Origin of the sequence: Kordiimonas laminariae (assembly GCF_023008165.1) — a bacterium.
Classification (GTDB): domain Bacteria; phylum Pseudomonadota; class Alphaproteobacteria; order Sphingomonadales; family Kordiimonadaceae; genus Kordiimonas; species Kordiimonas laminariae.
In genome coordinates, this window is record NZ_JAKQZA010000001.1 from 585331 (window position 1) to 600533 (window position 15203).

18 protein-coding genes are annotated in these 15203 nt (G+C 47.0%); 12 read left to right on the forward strand and 6 right to left on the reverse strand.

The genetic code is table 11. From position 1 onward, the window contains the following. Positions 1 to 126: 126 nt before the first annotated feature. Genes MF542_RS02825 through MF542_RS02835 form a run of 3 tightly spaced genes read left to right on the forward strand, consistent with a single transcriptional unit; the run spans position 127 to position 2417 of the window. On the forward strand, positions 127 to 786 hold the full coding sequence (locus tag MF542_RS02825) for a DedA family protein (protein ID WP_247015732.1): 660 nt from the start codon (positions 127 to 129) through the stop codon (positions 784 to 786). Continuing rightward, the gene (locus tag MF542_RS02830) at positions 773 to 1906 is read left to right on the forward strand and encodes a hypothetical protein (protein ID WP_247015734.1); all 1134 of its coding nucleotides are present in this window, start codon (positions 773 to 775) and stop codon (positions 1904 to 1906) included. Before MF542_RS02825 ends, MF542_RS02830 begins: the two co-directional genes overlap by 14 nt. 46 nt (positions 1907 to 1952) lie before the next feature. After that, on the forward strand, positions 1953 to 2417 hold the full coding sequence (locus MF542_RS02835; RefSeq protein ID WP_247015736.1) for a hypothetical protein: 465 nt from the start codon (positions 1953 to 1955) through the stop codon (positions 2415 to 2417). Between the two features lie 54 nt (positions 2418 to 2471). Here MF542_RS02835 and MF542_RS02840 read toward each other — a convergent pair whose 3' ends face one another. From MF542_RS02840 to MF542_RS02855, 4 genes are all read right to left on the reverse strand, one after another. Continuing rightward, the gene (locus MF542_RS02840) at positions 2472 to 3410 is read right to left on the reverse strand and encodes a DUF2336 domain-containing protein (RefSeq protein ID WP_247015738.1); all 939 of its coding nucleotides are present in this window, start codon (positions 3408 to 3410) and stop codon (positions 2472 to 2474) included. Between the two features lie 137 nt (positions 3411 to 3547). Then, positions 3548 to 4513, reverse strand: a complete 966-nt coding sequence (locus MF542_RS02845; protein WP_247015740.1) for a DUF2336 domain-containing protein — start codon at positions 4511 to 4513, stop codon at positions 3548 to 3550. Positions 4514 to 4660: 147 nt separating this feature from the next. Next, positions 4661 to 5659, reverse strand: coding sequence for a YheT family hydrolase (locus MF542_RS02850; RefSeq protein ID WP_247015742.1), 999 nt, complete (start codon positions 5657 to 5659; stop codon positions 4661 to 4663). Positions 5660 to 5690: 31 nt separating this feature from the next. Beyond that, positions 5691 to 6623, reverse strand: coding sequence for an MBL fold metallo-hydrolase (locus tag MF542_RS02855; RefSeq protein ID WP_247015744.1), 933 nt, complete (start codon positions 6621 to 6623; stop codon positions 5691 to 5693). Positions 6624 to 6850: 227 nt separating this feature from the next. Between MF542_RS02855 and MF542_RS02860 the strand changes: the two genes are divergently transcribed. Then, the gene (locus MF542_RS02860; RefSeq protein ID WP_247015746.1) at positions 6851 to 8506 is read left to right on the forward strand and encodes a thiamine pyrophosphate-binding protein; all 1656 of its coding nucleotides are present in this window, start codon (positions 6851 to 6853) and stop codon (positions 8504 to 8506) included. 175 nt (positions 8507 to 8681) lie between these two features. Next, positions 8682 to 8975, forward strand: a complete 294-nt coding sequence (locus MF542_RS02865) for a DUF3892 domain-containing protein (RefSeq protein ID WP_247015748.1) — start codon at positions 8682 to 8684, stop codon at positions 8973 to 8975. Between the two features lie 68 nt (positions 8976 to 9043). Here MF542_RS02865 and rpsU read toward each other — a convergent pair whose 3' ends face one another. Beyond that, complete coding sequence (gene rpsU, locus MF542_RS02870; RefSeq protein ID WP_247015750.1) at positions 9044 to 9262, reverse strand: 30S ribosomal protein S21; 219 nt, start codon at positions 9260 to 9262, stop codon at positions 9044 to 9046. Positions 9263 to 9533: 271 nt separating this feature from the next. On the opposite strand from rpsU, the gene MF542_RS02875 reads away from it, so the two are divergent. The 7 genes from MF542_RS02875 to MF542_RS02905 all read left to right on the forward strand — a co-directional run bounded on the left by MF542_RS02875 (position 9534) and on the right by MF542_RS02905 (position 13656). After that, positions 9534 to 10199, forward strand: a complete 666-nt coding sequence (locus tag MF542_RS02875) for a COQ9 family protein (protein ID WP_247015752.1) — start codon at positions 9534 to 9536, stop codon at positions 10197 to 10199. 2 nt (positions 10200 to 10201) lie between these two features. Continuing rightward, positions 10202 to 11155, forward strand: a complete 954-nt coding sequence (locus MF542_RS02880) for a tyrosine recombinase XerC (RefSeq protein ID WP_281501478.1) — start codon at positions 10202 to 10204, stop codon at positions 11153 to 11155. 22 nt (positions 11156 to 11177) lie between these two features. Beyond that, positions 11178 to 11471 carry a hypothetical protein gene (locus tag MF542_RS02885; RefSeq protein WP_247015754.1) on the forward strand — a complete coding sequence of 98 codons (294 nt, stop codon included), beginning with the start codon at positions 11178 to 11180 and terminating at the stop codon, positions 11469 to 11471. A 54-nt stretch (positions 11472 to 11525) separates the two neighbouring features. Beyond that, positions 11526 to 12098 carry a bifunctional transcriptional activator/DNA repair enzyme AdaA gene (locus MF542_RS02890; RefSeq protein ID WP_247015756.1) on the forward strand — a complete coding sequence of 191 codons (573 nt, stop codon included), beginning with the start codon at positions 11526 to 11528 and terminating at the stop codon, positions 12096 to 12098. Further along, positions 12082 to 12585, forward strand: a complete 504-nt coding sequence (locus MF542_RS02895; protein ID WP_247015758.1) for a methylated-DNA--[protein]-cysteine S-methyltransferase — start codon at positions 12082 to 12084, stop codon at positions 12583 to 12585. The genes MF542_RS02890 and MF542_RS02895 overlap by 17 nt, the downstream gene beginning before the upstream one ends. Before the next feature lie 80 nt (positions 12586 to 12665). Then, complete coding sequence (locus MF542_RS02900; RefSeq protein WP_247015760.1) at positions 12666 to 13139, forward strand: DUF1203 domain-containing protein; 474 nt, start codon at positions 12666 to 12668, stop codon at positions 13137 to 13139. Positions 13140 to 13218: 79 nt separating this feature from the next. Beyond that, a complete protein-coding gene (locus tag MF542_RS02905; protein WP_247015762.1) occupies positions 13219 to 13656 on the forward strand; it encodes a universal stress protein in 438 nt (145 codons plus the stop codon). 81 nt (positions 13657 to 13737) lie between these two features. On the opposite strand, the gene lpdA is transcribed toward MF542_RS02905, so the two are convergent. Beyond that, positions 13738 to 15144, reverse strand: coding sequence for a dihydrolipoyl dehydrogenase (gene lpdA / locus MF542_RS02910; RefSeq protein WP_247015764.1), 1407 nt, complete (start codon positions 15142 to 15144; stop codon positions 13738 to 13740). Positions 15145 to 15203: the final 59 nt, after the last annotated feature.

Here is a 15203-nt window from a genome sequence, read left to right on the forward strand (position 1 = left end):
AATTAGGTTTTCAGAACGCTGGGTTTAGGTAATCTTTTGTGGCAATGAAGCAGTTGACCAAAGAGCAGAAACTTGACACAAGCCACCAGATACCCAAACTGGTCTAAGGAAACGATGTAAAAAGTAATGGATTTGTCACCAGAAAATATCATCCAGCTACTGGAAAGTCTGGCGCATGACCCGCTATTGCTGGGTTTAGCACTTGCTTTAGCCACCTTCGCTACAGAAGACGGTACCCTAATTGCTGGCAGCATTCTCGTTGGTATGGGAGTGGTTAGCCCGCTATTTGCCATAACAGCAATTGCCACAGGCATTCTGGTTGGTGATATCGGGCTTTACGGCCTTGGCTGGACAGCCAGAGATAATAATTATCTGCGTAAAAAACTGCCAATTGGCAAAACCAGAAAATTAAGACGCTGGTTAAAGGGCAAAGAATCGGGCGTGCTTTTCTTTTCGCGCTTCACACCCGGCACTCGCTTAGTAACCTACCTGACATTCGGTTTTTTGAAGCTATCTTTCACTCGTTTTGTGATTGTTATGGGCGCAGCAGCCATCGTCTGGGTTACCGCAATGGTGCTGTTCGTCAGCGAAATCCAGCAGGCATTTTCTGAATACGGCAGTATCGCCAGTATTTCTGCAGCTGTTATTGTTGCCTTAGCCATGATCATCCTTATTCCTCGCTTTATTAAGACGTCAGGCCTATCAACCCAATTGCCTGATCCTACAGAGGAAAAAGAAGACCTACCATTACCCCCTAATTTTGAGACTTCACGTGGAAGCAACTAGCTTAAAAACACAACATAACAATGAACCACATGCTGGTATGCCTGCGCTTGATGCGTCAGCTGCTGATATCTCATGGTTTGAGTTCGCCCCATCGCATCTTTTTTATACTCCCATAGCGCTTTATTGCGGCTGGCTGATGCTGCGTCATATGGGCTTAACCCTTCCAACCAACACAAACCCACATTTGCCTTTCTCAGGTCTCGTTGGCGAAAGCAAATATGAAGTGATGGAAGAGATTACGGGCTCTGCACGGGATTATGTTTCCCCGTATGTAAAATGCGTCCGCTGGAGCGGCGATGGCGCTCTGAAGCGCAGCCTGAAGGACGCAAGACAAGCAATGAAAGAAGCAGGCCTTGCCCTACCTCTTGTAGCCAAGCCTGATATGGGTATGCGCGGGGCCGGAGTGCAACTCGTTAAAACAGATGCAGAGCTTGATGCATATATTGAAAGCTATCCGGCTGGCGCTGAATTTATGCTGCAGGCCCTTGTGGATGAAGAAGGTGAAGCTGGGGTTTATTACATCAAGCATCCTGGTGAAGAAAAAGGCCAAATCATCAGCCTAACCCTTAAATATTTCCCTCGTGTGTATGGTGACGGCAAAGCTACCCTTCGGGAACTTATTATGGCAGACCCGCGCGCAGGCAAGGTACCACACTTATATTTAGAGCGGCACAAAGATCGCCTTGATGAAGTTATTCCTTCTGGTGAAGCAATTAAGCTGGCATTTGCAGGCAACCACAGCAAGGGCACTATTTTCAGAAACGGCAACGAACATATCACCGAAGGTATGGTGAAACGTTTTGACGAAATTGCCAAAACCATGAACGAATTCCACGTAGGCCGTTTTGATGTACGCTTTGGAAGTTTTGATAAGTTCCAGAATGGGGAAGATTTCAAAATCATAGAAGTGAATGGTGCTGGTGGCGAGCCAACACATATATGGGATTCGCGTACAACCTTGTGGCAAGCCTATAAAACGCTGATGCAGCAATATGGGCACTTATATGCTATTGGTGCAAAAAACAGGAAGCGGGGCCATGCCCCTACGTCATTGAGAAAACTTGCAAAAGCTTGGTGGCGTGAAAAACAACTAACAAAACAATATCCAATAACACACTAAATCGCACAACTGGGGCATAACCAGAACTAAAGGAAGAGAGAGCATCATGGATTTTATTAAGAAACATCATGAATGGGCTTTAGTTATTTTTATGGTAGCAATTTTGGGGGGCAGCCTGCCTTTCAAATTTGAAATCTTGGAGGCCACTGAACCTCAACATATATTTACTACAATCGGCACCTGGCTTGGTATGAATTGGTTCTCTCAGTACGGTGCGATGATCACTGGTGTGATTGAACTTGCTGCTTCAATTTTACTGATTATCCCAAACCTACGCCTATACGGTGCGATTCTGGCCGCAGGCACAATGGCTGGTGCGATCTTCTTCCACCTTTTCAGCCCGCTTGGCTGGGTGGTACGCTTTACAGATGAAGCCGGTGTAGAGCACGTGGATGACACACTCGCTAATACTGCTGTGATCGTTTTGATTTTTGCACTTTACATGCTGTATCGCCGTCAGGATGAAATTATGGCGCTGCTTGGCAAGAAGCCAGAAGCGACAGAAGCATAAACAAAAAGGGGCGCTACAAAGCGCCCTTTTTTATACCCACTTTCAATAGAACGGTTATTGGCTATTAACGATCCGGTGGTAATCCTGAGCAGCTGATTTATTGATCTTCGCCTTTTGCATCAGGCCAACAAAGGCTTTTGTATCACCTGCATAGAGAACTTCCCGTACAGCACCCAATGTTAACCCTGTTTCGAGAGCTAGCATGCTTTCCAAAAAGGCCAAACAACCACGGCCGGCGATATCTTTCACCAGATCATGGGTAAGCCTACCAGAACGTTTCAGGTCAATAACATAAGCATGCACCTGTGTTGGGCTGGCTTTTTCCAGCTGCCGCCACATCGCCTCAAACATGCTATTACCTGTCACTTCCTCGGCAACAGATCGATCAATACTGTAGTGCTCCACAAGTGCAGTTCTGCACTCAGCAGAAACCTTATGCATGATCATTTCAACAGTAGACAATGGAAGATCTGTGCGGCGAGAAAGGTGATCCATCACGCCTTGGTTTTCCGCATGTTTCTTAACCAAAATATCGCAGGTTTGATCTGATAGCGTGATATGGTCATTCCGCACCACATATGTGGCAGTTTTATCAGAGCCCACTGTTACAATCGCCTGACATGTCTGAGGCCCTAAGTCAGGGCGACGTGCGAGCGTAACGTGAGCATATTCTTCAAGATGCGGTACAAGACCCGCAAGCTGCATATCAGTGAAGGCCAAGGTGGACGCAAGAAACGGGCATGCCACACTTTCTACATCAGACGCCAGTTTGGCCGCCAAGTCATAAGGCAGAGCGTTGCATGTACGAAGTTCGAAAGCGAGTGTTTCACGCACTTGCAGCGCGATATCCTGCGCCAGCATTCTGGCAACATTTTCTACTGTAGCGCGCTCTTCTTCAGAGTGCTCATCACGTAAAAATGCAGAAATACGCTTGGCAAGAACAACCTTCTCAAGCGTTGCAGCATTTACAATGTCTACAGTGTTTAAACTCATTAACCAGCTCCAAAACATCCGGAACATTCAATGTTCCGAAACAAAGTATGGCATTCTTTAACTTTATAAAAGCTGAATCATTGGATAAAATTTTTCTCTATCCAGTTTTACACTTCAAACCCTTACAGAGTATAAAGTTATGCCGCTTTTTTACCTTCCGGCAAATAGTTTGCCTTCGCAATCTTCAAGTATTGAGGTGCAAACTTCTTATCAACATTTGCCATCTGCATCAGACGAACAAATGCAGCTTGATCTTCAAGACTGAGCATTTCTTTCACCCGCCCAGTTGGCAAACCCGCTTCAAGCGCAAGTGCGCTTTCAAGGAATGTTAAACACCCGCGATTTGCCACCTTGATAGTCAATGGATGATTAAGCCGTCTTTCATCTCTTAAATCTGTTACATAGCCGTGGATCTGGCTTGCTGTAGCCCCGGCTACTTTCTGCCACATAGCTTCAAACTGAGTATTTTCAGCCAGCTCGTCTGCCACCACATTCTGAATAGAATATGTTTCAACAAGCATATTCCGGCAGTGGGTGGACACTTTATTCACAATCTTTTCGATAATAATCAGCGGTAAATCATTACGAGCCGAGAACTGATCCATTACCCGTACATTATCCTGGAATCTACGTACCAAGATGCTGCAGTTTTTCTCCGGCATTTCTATTCTGTCATTTCGGACAAGGCTGGTAACACCTTGTTCAGAAGATGATTTAATCAATGCTTCCTGTACATCATCACTCAGGTCTGTCCGGCGCGCGATTGCTGCACGGGCATATTCTTTTAACTGAGGGATTAGCCGAATAAGCGTTGCTGTGGAAAAAGCATTGGTTTCTTCTAAAAACGGGCTGGAAACCGGTTCAATATCCCGCGCAATTTTCTCAGCCAGATCCGGTGCTAAATCATCACACTTGCGAAGTTCAAAAGCTAAAGTTTCACGCACATATCGGCAAACATCTTCGGCAAGTTTACGGGCAGCGGCTTCCACAGTTGTGCGTTCTTCAGCATTATGGTCACCACACAAGAACTGGCCCACCTGCTTGGCAAGAAGCATTTTTTCTAATTTCGCTACATCTACCAATGCACTCTTTCCCGCATTCACCGGCTTATTTCACTTACGCCTGAAGTGACTTTAATTCCGATTCAATTGCCTGATGAGAGAAAGAATAGTCAGATAAGATTGTTAATTAGTCAACTTATGGATAAATTTTTATCTATCATAGATAGAATCATTTTAATAAAATTGTTTCTAAATTACTGCAAAGAATTGTTTCGCCGCACCGATATACCAGGGAGTGCCGGCATACTTACAGTGGAAACCCACGTGCCCCCCTTTCGGAAGTACGGCTGCTCCGGCTGCCACATCAGATGGCCAATTGGCATCTCTATAATCTTCAACAGGTATCCAAGGGTCATCGGCGCTATGAATAGCTAGAACAGGCTGCTTGATATCTGCAATAACTGATTTACAGGAAATACCCGAATAATAATCATCAGCCCCTTCAAAGCCGAAATATGGGCCAATGATATATTCATCAAATCCTCGGATAGTTTTAATATCCTCGAGAGCAATATCATGCGTTGGCGATTTTGTACCTTCGAGATCAGCTCGCATATTCTTAACGAGATAATCCACATAAACACCGTTTCTTCGGCGCTCCAGCTTTTGCTGGCTGGCTGACAGATCAAGGGGCGCAGATACAGATACACCAGCAATTAAATCAACAGGTAATGCACCTTCCCCTAAGGTCCGCAGTAGCAACTGCCCACCAAGCGAGAAACCCATGGCATAAATCTTATTCTCAAGGTGACACTTATGAACCGCCGAAAGAACCGATCTAAGATCTTTTGTTAACCCCGCACTATAGGGCGGTTTTGAAGTTTCCCGGGAGGGCCCGACACCCCGAGCATTCATACGGAATACATGCCAGCCAAGCTGAGAGAAAGCTAGAGCCGTCTCTTTCATATAGTGGCTATCTTCATTCCCACCCAAACCGTGGATTAATACTAAAGATTTTTGCACTGAAGGTATTTGAGGCTCTGTAACCGCAACACTTATGGCCTCTCCATTTTCAAGGGAGGCATAAAGACGGCTATGCATCTCAACTACAGGCTTGTTACGAGAAAAGCTATTACGAACGGTTTGAAGATCAGCCCCCAACCATGGGAACCGCTGTTTGAAAGGCGGCAATAGATCGCCACCCTGTTCTTTTAGAAATGCCTGTAAACCAGCGCCAACAATCTGCACTCTGTTTTCCCCTAAAAGCTCCACGCTTCATTTAAGGGGCAACAACATCAAATGCAAAAGACTCTTTCACTGGCGCTATCATAGTGGCTTCTTCTTCAAGCAGTTCAATATGAGCTTGAACGCATCCTTTTGCCGCTTCAATCAGACGAGGCGTAAGATCCACATACAATTTCTCAACGATCTTTTCTGGGCACTTAAGGCCTTCGGCCATACAATCCGCCACCTGTGCATGCCGCATCATACGGTGTTCGCGCACTTCGCGGATACGACCATTCGGATTATCAACAGGATCACCATGGCTAGGCAGCATCAAAGATGCCTCACAGGCTTCCAGTACATTCAGGCTCTGCAGATATTCACCAAGGTGTCCAAGAGGCGGTACAACGACAGTTGTTGACCAGCCCATTACATGATCACCAGAGAAGAGAACATCCTTATTCCACAGACGGTAACACATATGGTTTGGGAAGTGCCCCGGTGTGTGAAGCGCTTCAATGCGGTAATCACCTTCACCCAACATCTGGCCGTGTGAAAGCGCCTCATCAGGAACGAAATCTTCATCAATATCTTCATCCGTCAGCGCAAGAATATCTTTAGAGAGAGCACCAAAGCCATATGTTTTTGCCCCGGTAATCTCTTTCAGTGGATTAGCCGCTGGACTATGGTCCAAATGTGTGTGGGTCACGAGAATACCTTCAACACTGCGCCCGTTCACTGCAGCCAATACCGCATCAATATGCTTTTGGCTATTTGGGCCTGGATCAAGTATCCACACAGTCTCTTCACCAATCACATATGTATTTGTTCCGGGTCCGGTATAATCTTTCGGATTATCTGCAAGCACGCACAAAATGCCGTCCGCCACCTGTCTGATCAAACCATATTCCGCGTGTTTACGCAGCTCTTTTGCCACTAACGGACTTGCGACAGCCGATGGCTTATTGCTGGTATCTAGTTCCGACACTCTACCCTCATACTGAATAACAATTCGAGTTCCCTAAACCATATGCGACATATATTTCCCATGAAACAGTAACCATTATTCACAGCTTGGTGAAGGTGCCTCAAATCTCATACCACAGCAGGTTTGATCCTGTGAAAAATAATAATTTTCAAACTTTTAGTTCCATTTGATTTTTTTTTGGGCCAGCCTACGATCTTTCGAAGCGTTGCAGCCTGGGGAGGATAATTGTGGCGGACCAAGTTTCTGGCGGCGTAGCCCTAATTGATGCACTTATTGCAAACGGTGCAGACATCGCGTTTGGAGTTCCGGGGGAAAGCTACCTTGCCGCCCTTGATGCCCTACATGATACCGAAGATAAACTGCGTTTTATTACCTGCCGCCACGAAGCAGGTGCCGCCAACATGGCCGAAGCTTATGGCAAAATGACAGGCAAGCCCGGCATCTGTTTCGTAACACGCGGCCCTGGCGCCACCCACGCGTCAATCGGTCTGCATACTGCTTTCCAGGATAGTACCCCAATGATTATGCTCATTGGGCAGGTTGCTGCTGATCAGGTAGAGCGAGAAGCTTTTCAGGAAATCGATTACCGCAGGTTCCTTTCTGAAGTAACCAAATGGACTGCGGAAATTAATGATGCCTCGCGTATTTCCGAATATATTGGCCGCGCATTCAGGGTTGCAACCTCAGGCAGGCCCGGGCCTGTTGCACTAGCCCTTCCAGAAGACATGCTACGTCAACTATGTGCTCCCCAGAAAACTGTGCCATACACCGCAGCCACTGCACACCCCGGAGCGGCTGATCTGGAAAACATGAAGTCCATGCTTCAGAACGCAAAACGCCCCTTTGTGCTCGCAGGCGGAAGTGGTTGGACAACTGAAGCTGTTAATATGCTGCAAAAATTTGCAGAAAAGAATAACTTACCTGTCGCCGCTTCCTTCCGCTGTCAGGACAGAATGGACAATCGCCACCCCAATTATGTGGGGGATATGGGGATCGGGGCAAATCCAAAACTTGTAAAACGCATGCAGGGCGCTGATGTTATTCTAGCCCTTGGCCCTCGCTTAGGGGAAATGACAACAGACGGTTATGGCCGGATATCAGCCCCTGTTCCTGAACAAATCCTTATTCACATGCATCAAGGTGCAGAAGAACTTGGCCGAGTTTACCAACCTGATCTCGCGATCAATGCCACACCAACAACACTGCTCTCCCTTATCAAAGACTGGGACATCAGCAGCGTGGATTGGGCAGATCATGTGGCAGATGCAAAAACCGAATATACAGAATGGCAACAGCCACTCCCAAATCCGGGGGATGTGCAGCTAGCTGAACTTTATGCTCATATGCGTGAAGAATTACCTGCAGATACCATCTTCTGTAATGGTGCTGGTAATTACGCCAGCTGGCTCCACCGCTTTTATCAGTATAGAGGGTTTCCAACCCAGCTAGCTCCAACATCAGGGGCTATGGGCTACGGTGTGCCCGCGGCCATCGCAGCCAAGATCGTATCACCGGAAAAAACAGTAGTTTGCTGCGCAGGTGATGGCTGCTTCATGATGAGCGTTATGGAACTTGCAACAGCTGCTCGTTACGGTGCAAATGTGATTTTCCTCGTGTTCAACAACAGCATGTTTGGCACTATTCGCATGCATCAGGAAAAAAATTATCCCGAGCGCATTTCTGGCACAGAGCTTACTAATCCTGATTTTGTGCCTATGGCCGAAAGTTATGGCCTTCACGCTACACGTATTGAAAGAACGGAAGACTTCGCGCCAGCGCTGAAAGCTGCGCAATCATCCGGCAAGCCAGCTCTTATTGAAGTGATGGTAGACCCTGAAGCCATTGCACCCACCGCAACTATCAGTTCCCTCAGGCAGGTATAAATCACTATTAATAGTGATTTGCACTGATTCGTGGATTGATTAGAAGCTTCAAATTTTCGTAAAATTTTCAAAGCATTACTATAAAAAGGGAATTTAATTTTCCCTTTTCAGTTGTACAAATATCAGTAGTTTCGCCCCCACCTCAGGCTGTAGTTCAAGAGGTCGAAGGGAAGTAATGACACTGAAACACATGGTGAACCTTGCCAAGCGGAAGCGAGATTCGGGCGGCAAGGAGGTTGTTACTCATATCGGGGGTCGTTTAGACAATGGTATTGAGTGGCTCGTCTCTCATGATGAGGCTGTTGAAAACATCCGTTCTGGCAGGTCTGAATATTTTATCAGCCTTAAAGACGGATCAGGCATCGAAAAACTAATAATCGGAACAAGCATTTACGGCGACACTTTTATAAAAAGTGAGCTTGATCGATATGAACCGCTGCGGCTATTGAAATTACCTGCAGATGCATAAATAAAAAAACCCCTCAGGACATATCCCGAGGGGTTTTTTAAATGCTTTATGCTGTTTTAAAAACCGAATTAACGATTCTTAGTAACCAGACCGTCACGCTCAAGGCGCTTACGCTCTAGCTTACGTGCACGACGTACAGCTGCAGCTTGCTCACGAGCCTTCTTTTCAGATGGCTTTTCGTAGAAGCGGCGCATTTTCATCTCGCGGTAAACACCTTCACGCTGAAGTTTTTTCTTCAGAGCACGAAGAGCTTGATCCACATTATTATCACGAACGGAAACCTCCATGGGTTTCACACTCCTTCCATAGCCATAATTTACGAACAAGTTCGCATGGGCACGCGCTCTTTAGCAAATCCCCATGTATGGCACAAGTATTTTCAACACAAGTAGAGGTCTCTGCAAAGTTTCCTAACTGCAGCAACCTCTTTTCATGCTGAAAGTATACCATTTTTGAGGCCATAACGCAAAATTGCGGCACTATGTCTCTCGCATCAGGCACTTAAGCATGCTAAGAATATAGCTGATAAGTAAAAACCTGCGAATCGCGAGATACCTCATGACTTCAGCTTCAGACGATAGAACACCACTTGAACTTCGCCTTCCACTACTGGAAGCGATTCTACCGCATGTAGCGTTCGATGGCTGGACAGAGACAGCGCTTAAAATGGCTGCAGAGGATTTAAATATCTCACGCGAGATGGCTGAACTTGCATTTCCTCGCGGTGTTATTGAAGTCCTAGAGCTGCATTTTGAAGAAGCAGATAAAACGCTCGCCGAAAAACTGGATGAGATGGACATTCAATCCATGAAAATCCGAGACCGTATTACAGTAGCCGTTCGCACGCGGCTTGAACAACAAACACCAAACCGCGAAGTTGTTAGAAGAGGCTTAGCAACACTTGCGATGCCGCAAAATCTGGCACTCGGCTCCAAAGCACTTTGGGCTACGTCGGATACCATGTGGCGCGCCGCGGGTGATACCAGCACAGATCATAACTGGTACACCAAGCGTATGACACTAAGCGGTGTTTACAGTGCCGTTGTAATGTATTGGCTGAACGATGAAAGCGAAGATTTCGCCGATACATGGGCCTTTCTTGATCGCCGCATCGAAGATGTAATGAAAATCGAGAAAGCCAAGTTTCAAATGCGTAAAGCATGCGAAAAAATGCCTTCGCTTTCTGGCTTTCTTGGCCGCCTTCGTTACCCAACGAGCCACTAACCTTGGTCCCACAAAAACCGTTTCTGGATGGTGAAAGCCTTACGGGGCTGGATGATGCTGCACGCCTTTTATTGGAACGTTGGCACCGTTACCTTACTAGCGAAAAACGAATGTCTGCCCATACAGTTGATGGGTACGGCAGGGATTTCAGCAGCTTCATTCGGTTCATGGCATCCCATAAAGATATGGCTCTATCGCCTAATGCTTTAGGTTCGCTAACAATCCGCGATTTCCGGGCATTTCTGGCAAACAGACGTCAGGATGATATCTCAGCAAGAACAGCGGCTAGAAGCCTTTCAGCAGTTCGAAATTTTTACCGTTTTCTGGCACGCACCGAAGGCATTACTAATGATGCTATTAAAGCTGTTCAGGGGCCAAAAATTCCACACCGCGTGCCTCGCCCTTTAAATGAAGAAGGTGCAAAAACCGTACTTGAGGCAGCGGGTGATTTCGCGAAAACTGATTGGGAGGCCGCTCGAGATACCGCGGTTATCACACTTCTATATGCATGTGGTCTTCGTATAGGTGAGGCACTTTCCCTTAATATGGGCGATATCCCGCCGGGAGACAGCATGCGCATTATTGGTAAACGAGGCAAAGAGCGTATCGTTCCTCTGTTACCGGTAGTTCATAGTGCCGTTGACGACTACATAAGGAAATGCCCGCATACGCTTGATATTGGTGAAGCCCTGTTCCGCGGCACCCGTGGTGGCAGGCTCAATGCCCGTGTTATCCAAACTACCATGCAGCAAGTTCGTGCAGTGCTGGGTCTGCCTGAAAGCGCAACGCCCCATGCAATGCGGCATAGTTTTGCAACCCATCTGCTATCCCGTGGGGGCGATCTGCGCACTATTCAGGAACTTCTCGGACACGCTGATCTCAAAGCGACACAAGTTTATACAGAAGTGGATAGCGCCCGCCTTCGTGATGTGTATGATAAAGCATTCCGCCGTTAGTTAGTTTTGAGAGGATCGTTACGTGGAGCAATTCAGAGGCTGGACTATAGCTGCCTTATATGGCGTTCTTGGCGTTATTTCACTTCTTATTCTCTACACCTGTTACCAGCTGTCGAACAACATAGCTGAAATACCAATGATACTTATCGGCTTGGCCTTTCTGAGCTTTACCTCTGCAATATTAAACCTGCGTGCCATGCTTCTATTCTTTAAGCACCTGAAGGAAAGCAGGGATATCCCAAAGCTGGATCTATGGCCTTTCCTGACCATCTCCATCACTCTCATCATCGCTATCAGGCTTTTCAGCGGCATTTAGATATAGGTCCGAAAACGGCGAGTATTTTAAAAAGCGTCTGCTATACTCACTGGCATGAACGATACACCCAGACATATTCTCTATGATATTCTGCTGAAGAGAGACGCAAGGTATGACGGCAAGATGTTTTTTGCGGTTACCAGCACAGGAATATTTTGTAGACCAATCTGCCCGGCTCGAAAACCCAAGCCAGAGAATGTACTCTATTTTTCTGATGCAGATGCGCCGCGAATAGCAAGGTTCAGAGCCTGCAAACGCTGTCGCCCCGAAACACGCCCGGGAAGCCCTGCCTGGAAAGGTACCGAAGCCACAATCATTCGCGCCATGCGTATTCTTGCGCGCGGCGACAGCCCAGATAGTATGGCAGAACTGGCAGACGAACTTGGTGTTTCTGACCGTCACTTAAGGAGGCTTTTCCAGAAACATTTGGGCCGGTCCCCCATCGAAATCAGAAATGAAAACCGTCTTAATCTCGCCGAAGCAATGCTTACGGACCCAACTTCCCAGATTGCTGATATCGCTTTTGCATCCGGCTTCAAAAGCCTGAGGCGATTTAATACAGCATTCAGGCAACACTATAAAATATCCCCAAGTGAATGGAGAACTGCAAATGGCCACACTTTATAAATCTACCTTCTCCACACCTGTTGGGGGCCTCACCATCTTGCTGGAAGATAATACAATGGTGATTTGCGAATTTGCTGACCGTCAACACCGAGTGGAAGAACAGATAAAACGATTCTACCCAAACCATGAAATCACCGAAACACCACTTCCTGAAAGCCTCAGAGAAAAACTTGAAGCCTATTTCGCTGGTGATCGAGACATTCTGAACTCTATCCCATCAGGCCCGATTGGCACACCTTACGAACAATCCGTTTGGAAAGCGCTACAAGAGATACCTGCAGGCAACACTATGAGTTACGGCGAGCTAGCAAAACAGCTCGGCTCTAGCCCTCGAGCCATTGGGCGGGCAAATGGCAGAAATCCCGTATGCCTTATCCATCCCTGTCACAGGGTTATTGGTGCTGATGGCAGTCTTACAGGCTACGCAGGTGGTCTTGACCGTAAAGAATGGCTATTGAAGCACGAAGGTGCAATTCTAAACCTCTAACTCACTCAACACGGTAAAGTTTGGCAATGCTCCCACTGGGCGCCAACCCTTTCGTATGCCCAGATAATAGGAAACATAATATGACCGCGCTCAAATTTATCGGTATCCCAACGGATGATGTTCAAGCTCTTCAATCAAACGGTAAGGATGCATACGGCATGGCACCAGAAGTTCACCCCTCATCCGGTCCCGGCTGTCACTGTCGCCACTGCCTGACTACCATCAAAGCGGAAGATGATATGTTAGTGCTCGCCTACCAGCCTTTTGAAGAAAATCAGCCCTACGCAGAAACGGGCCCAATCTTCCTGCATAAGGAAACTTGTGATGCTTATTCGAATACATCCGAGAAACCGGAAATCTTTAGCCGCTGGGATGAAGTAATTGTGCGAGGCTATAGTAAAGATAACCGGATTGATTATCACGCCGCCAAGGTCATTAAAACTGCAGAATTGGAGCTCGAATGTAGAGCATTACTGAAAAACCCCGAGGTGGCATATCTCCATGTTCGCACCACAAAATATCATTGCTTTCAGTGCCGTATAGAACGCGCCTGATTTGACCACAGTCAAATCCTTACAAATCTACTCCTGTATAATATGGCTCATCGGAAGCAAATGATTCTGGAGACCAGACATGACCAAGCAACTTTATCTAGTAGCAGTAGATGGTAGTGAGTGGGGTGAGCGCGCTGCAAGGCATGCGGCCTTTATGGCAAAACAGACCGGAGCAGCGGTGAAACTCATCACTGTTATCCCTTGGTCTGGTTTCCAACCTATGACCCTTGATGAAATGGCACACCGCCCGCTGGAAAAAGCGGAAGAAGAGCGCCACGCCAAGGAAGACGTTTTGAAGCCGCTTGTTGAGAAATACGCCGCAGACGGTGTTGAAATTGATACCGAATTCCATTGGGGTGACCCTGTTGAGGTGATCCGCAAGCGGGTGAAAGACCTACATGTGAACCAGGTATTCATTGGTCGTCGTGGTCGCTCTCGGATTTCTGATCTACTGCTTGGCAGTGTTGCAAACAAGCTTGCGCACGTAATCGGCATTCCAATTGTGCTTGTGCCTTAACCGCCAACGACAACTTATAAAAAATAAAGCCCCCGCAGAGCAATCTGCGAGGGCTTTTTAAATGCTTAAATCAGAAACTGATTACATATGAATTGTGCGCTTGTGAACTGCGAGCGCTGCTTCTTTCATTGCTTCTGTTTCTGTTGGGTGCGCATGGCATGTAAGTGCGATATCTTCAGCAGATGCACCAAACTCCATCGCAGTTGCCGCTTGCGCAATCATATTACCAGCGTCAGCACCAATAATATGCACACCAAGAACGCGGTCTGTTTCTTTATCAGCAAGGATTTTCACAAAACCATCTGTTGCAAGATTGGCCTTCGCACGGCTGTTTGCTGTGAACGGGAACTTACCAGCATTGTAGGCTACGCCAGCTTCTTTAAGTTCTTCTTCCGTTTTACCAACAGATGCCACTTCAGGGTATGTGTAAACAACACCCGGGATCACATCATGGTTCACATAACCAGTAAGGCCCGCGATATTTTCAGCCGCAGCAACACCTTCATCTTCCGCTTTGTGCGCAAGCATTGGGCCTTCAACCACATCACCGATCGCATAAACACCCGGTACATTTGTTGAGAAATCATGGCCGATTTTAATGCGCGAGCGCTCATCCATTTCAACGCCGATTGTCTCAAGGCCAAGGCCGTCTGTGTACGGACGGCGACCAATGGATACAAGAACCACATCAACCTCAAGCGTTGTTGCATCGCCGCCTTTAACCGGCTCGAACGTTACTTTCGCACCCTTACCTGTTTTCTCAACAGCAGTTACCTTGGAAGAAAGTTTCAGGGTCATGCCCTGTTTCTTCAGCATACGGCCAAAGTTCTTGCGCACTTCCATATCCATGCCCGGCAGAACCTGGTCCATAAACTCAACAACAGTAACTTCACTGCCAAACCGGCGCCAAACAGAACCAAGCTCCAGGCCGATTACGCCACCACCGATAACAACCATGCTCTTCGGCACAGGGTTCAGTTCAAGCGCGCCTGTTGAAGAAACAATTGTTTTCTCATCAATTTCAACACCCGGCAGGTTCGCTACGTCACTACCTGTTGCAATGATAGTATTCTTCGCAGTGATTGTACGGGAACCACCTTCATTAAGGGCAACTTCAATGGTGTCTTTACCAGTGAATTTACCAGCGCCTTTGATCCACTCCACTTTGTTTTTCTTAAAGAGGAATTCGATACCGCCAGTAAGACCTTTTACAGTTTCGTCCTTTGTCGCAAGAACTTTCTCGATATCATAATCGAGGCCCTTAACGCTAAGACCGAACTTTTCAAAATCATGGTTTGCTTCGTCATACAGGTGTGATGCATGTAGAAGCGCTTTAGAAGGCATACAGCCAACGTTAAGGCATGTGCCGCCCAGTGTTTCACGCTTTTCAATACATGCTGTCTTGAGGCCCAGCTGCGCCGCACGAATAGCTGCTACATAACCGCCAGGACCAGCGCCAATTACTACTACGTCAAATGTGTCAGACATTTTATGTCCCTTTTTAACAAGAACGGGTGGAACCACTGAATGCTCCACCCATTTAAATA

What these genes read in the sequence shown, in the direction of transcription:
- MF542_RS02825 (WP_247015732.1), top strand. Translation starts at nt 127, where the DNA reads ATGGATTTGTCACCAGAAAATATCATCCAGCTACTGGAAAGTCTGGCG.
- MF542_RS02835 (WP_247015736.1), top strand. Translation starts at nt 1,953, where the DNA reads ATGGATTTTATTAAGAAACATCATGAATGGGCTTTAGTTATTTTTATG.
- MF542_RS02840 (WP_247015738.1), bottom strand. Translation starts at nt 3,410, where the DNA reads ATGAGTTTAAACACTGTAGACATTGTAAATGCTGCAACGCTTGAGAAG.
- MF542_RS02865 (WP_247015748.1), top strand. Translation starts at nt 8,682, where the DNA reads ATGACACTGAAACACATGGTGAACCTTGCCAAGCGGAAGCGAGATTCG.
- rpsU (WP_247015750.1), bottom strand. Translation starts at nt 9,262, where the DNA reads ATGGAGGTTTCCGTTCGTGATAATAATGTGGATCAAGCTCTTCGTGCT.
- MF542_RS02875 (WP_247015752.1), top strand. Translation starts at nt 9,534, where the DNA reads ATGACTTCAGCTTCAGACGATAGAACACCACTTGAACTTCGCCTTCCA.
- MF542_RS02890 (WP_247015756.1), top strand. Translation starts at nt 11,526, where the DNA reads ATGAACGATACACCCAGACATATTCTCTATGATATTCTGCTGAAGAGA.
- MF542_RS02895 (WP_247015758.1), top strand. Translation starts at nt 12,082, where the DNA reads ATGGCCACACTTTATAAATCTACCTTCTCCACACCTGTTGGGGGCCTC.
- MF542_RS02900 (WP_247015760.1), top strand. Translation starts at nt 12,666, where the DNA reads ATGACCGCGCTCAAATTTATCGGTATCCCAACGGATGATGTTCAAGCT.
- MF542_RS02905 (WP_247015762.1), top strand. Translation starts at nt 13,219, where the DNA reads ATGACCAAGCAACTTTATCTAGTAGCAGTAGATGGTAGTGAGTGGGGT.
- lpdA (WP_247015764.1), bottom strand. Translation starts at nt 15,144, where the DNA reads ATGTCTGACACATTTGACGTAGTAGTAATTGGCGCTGGTCCTGGCGGT.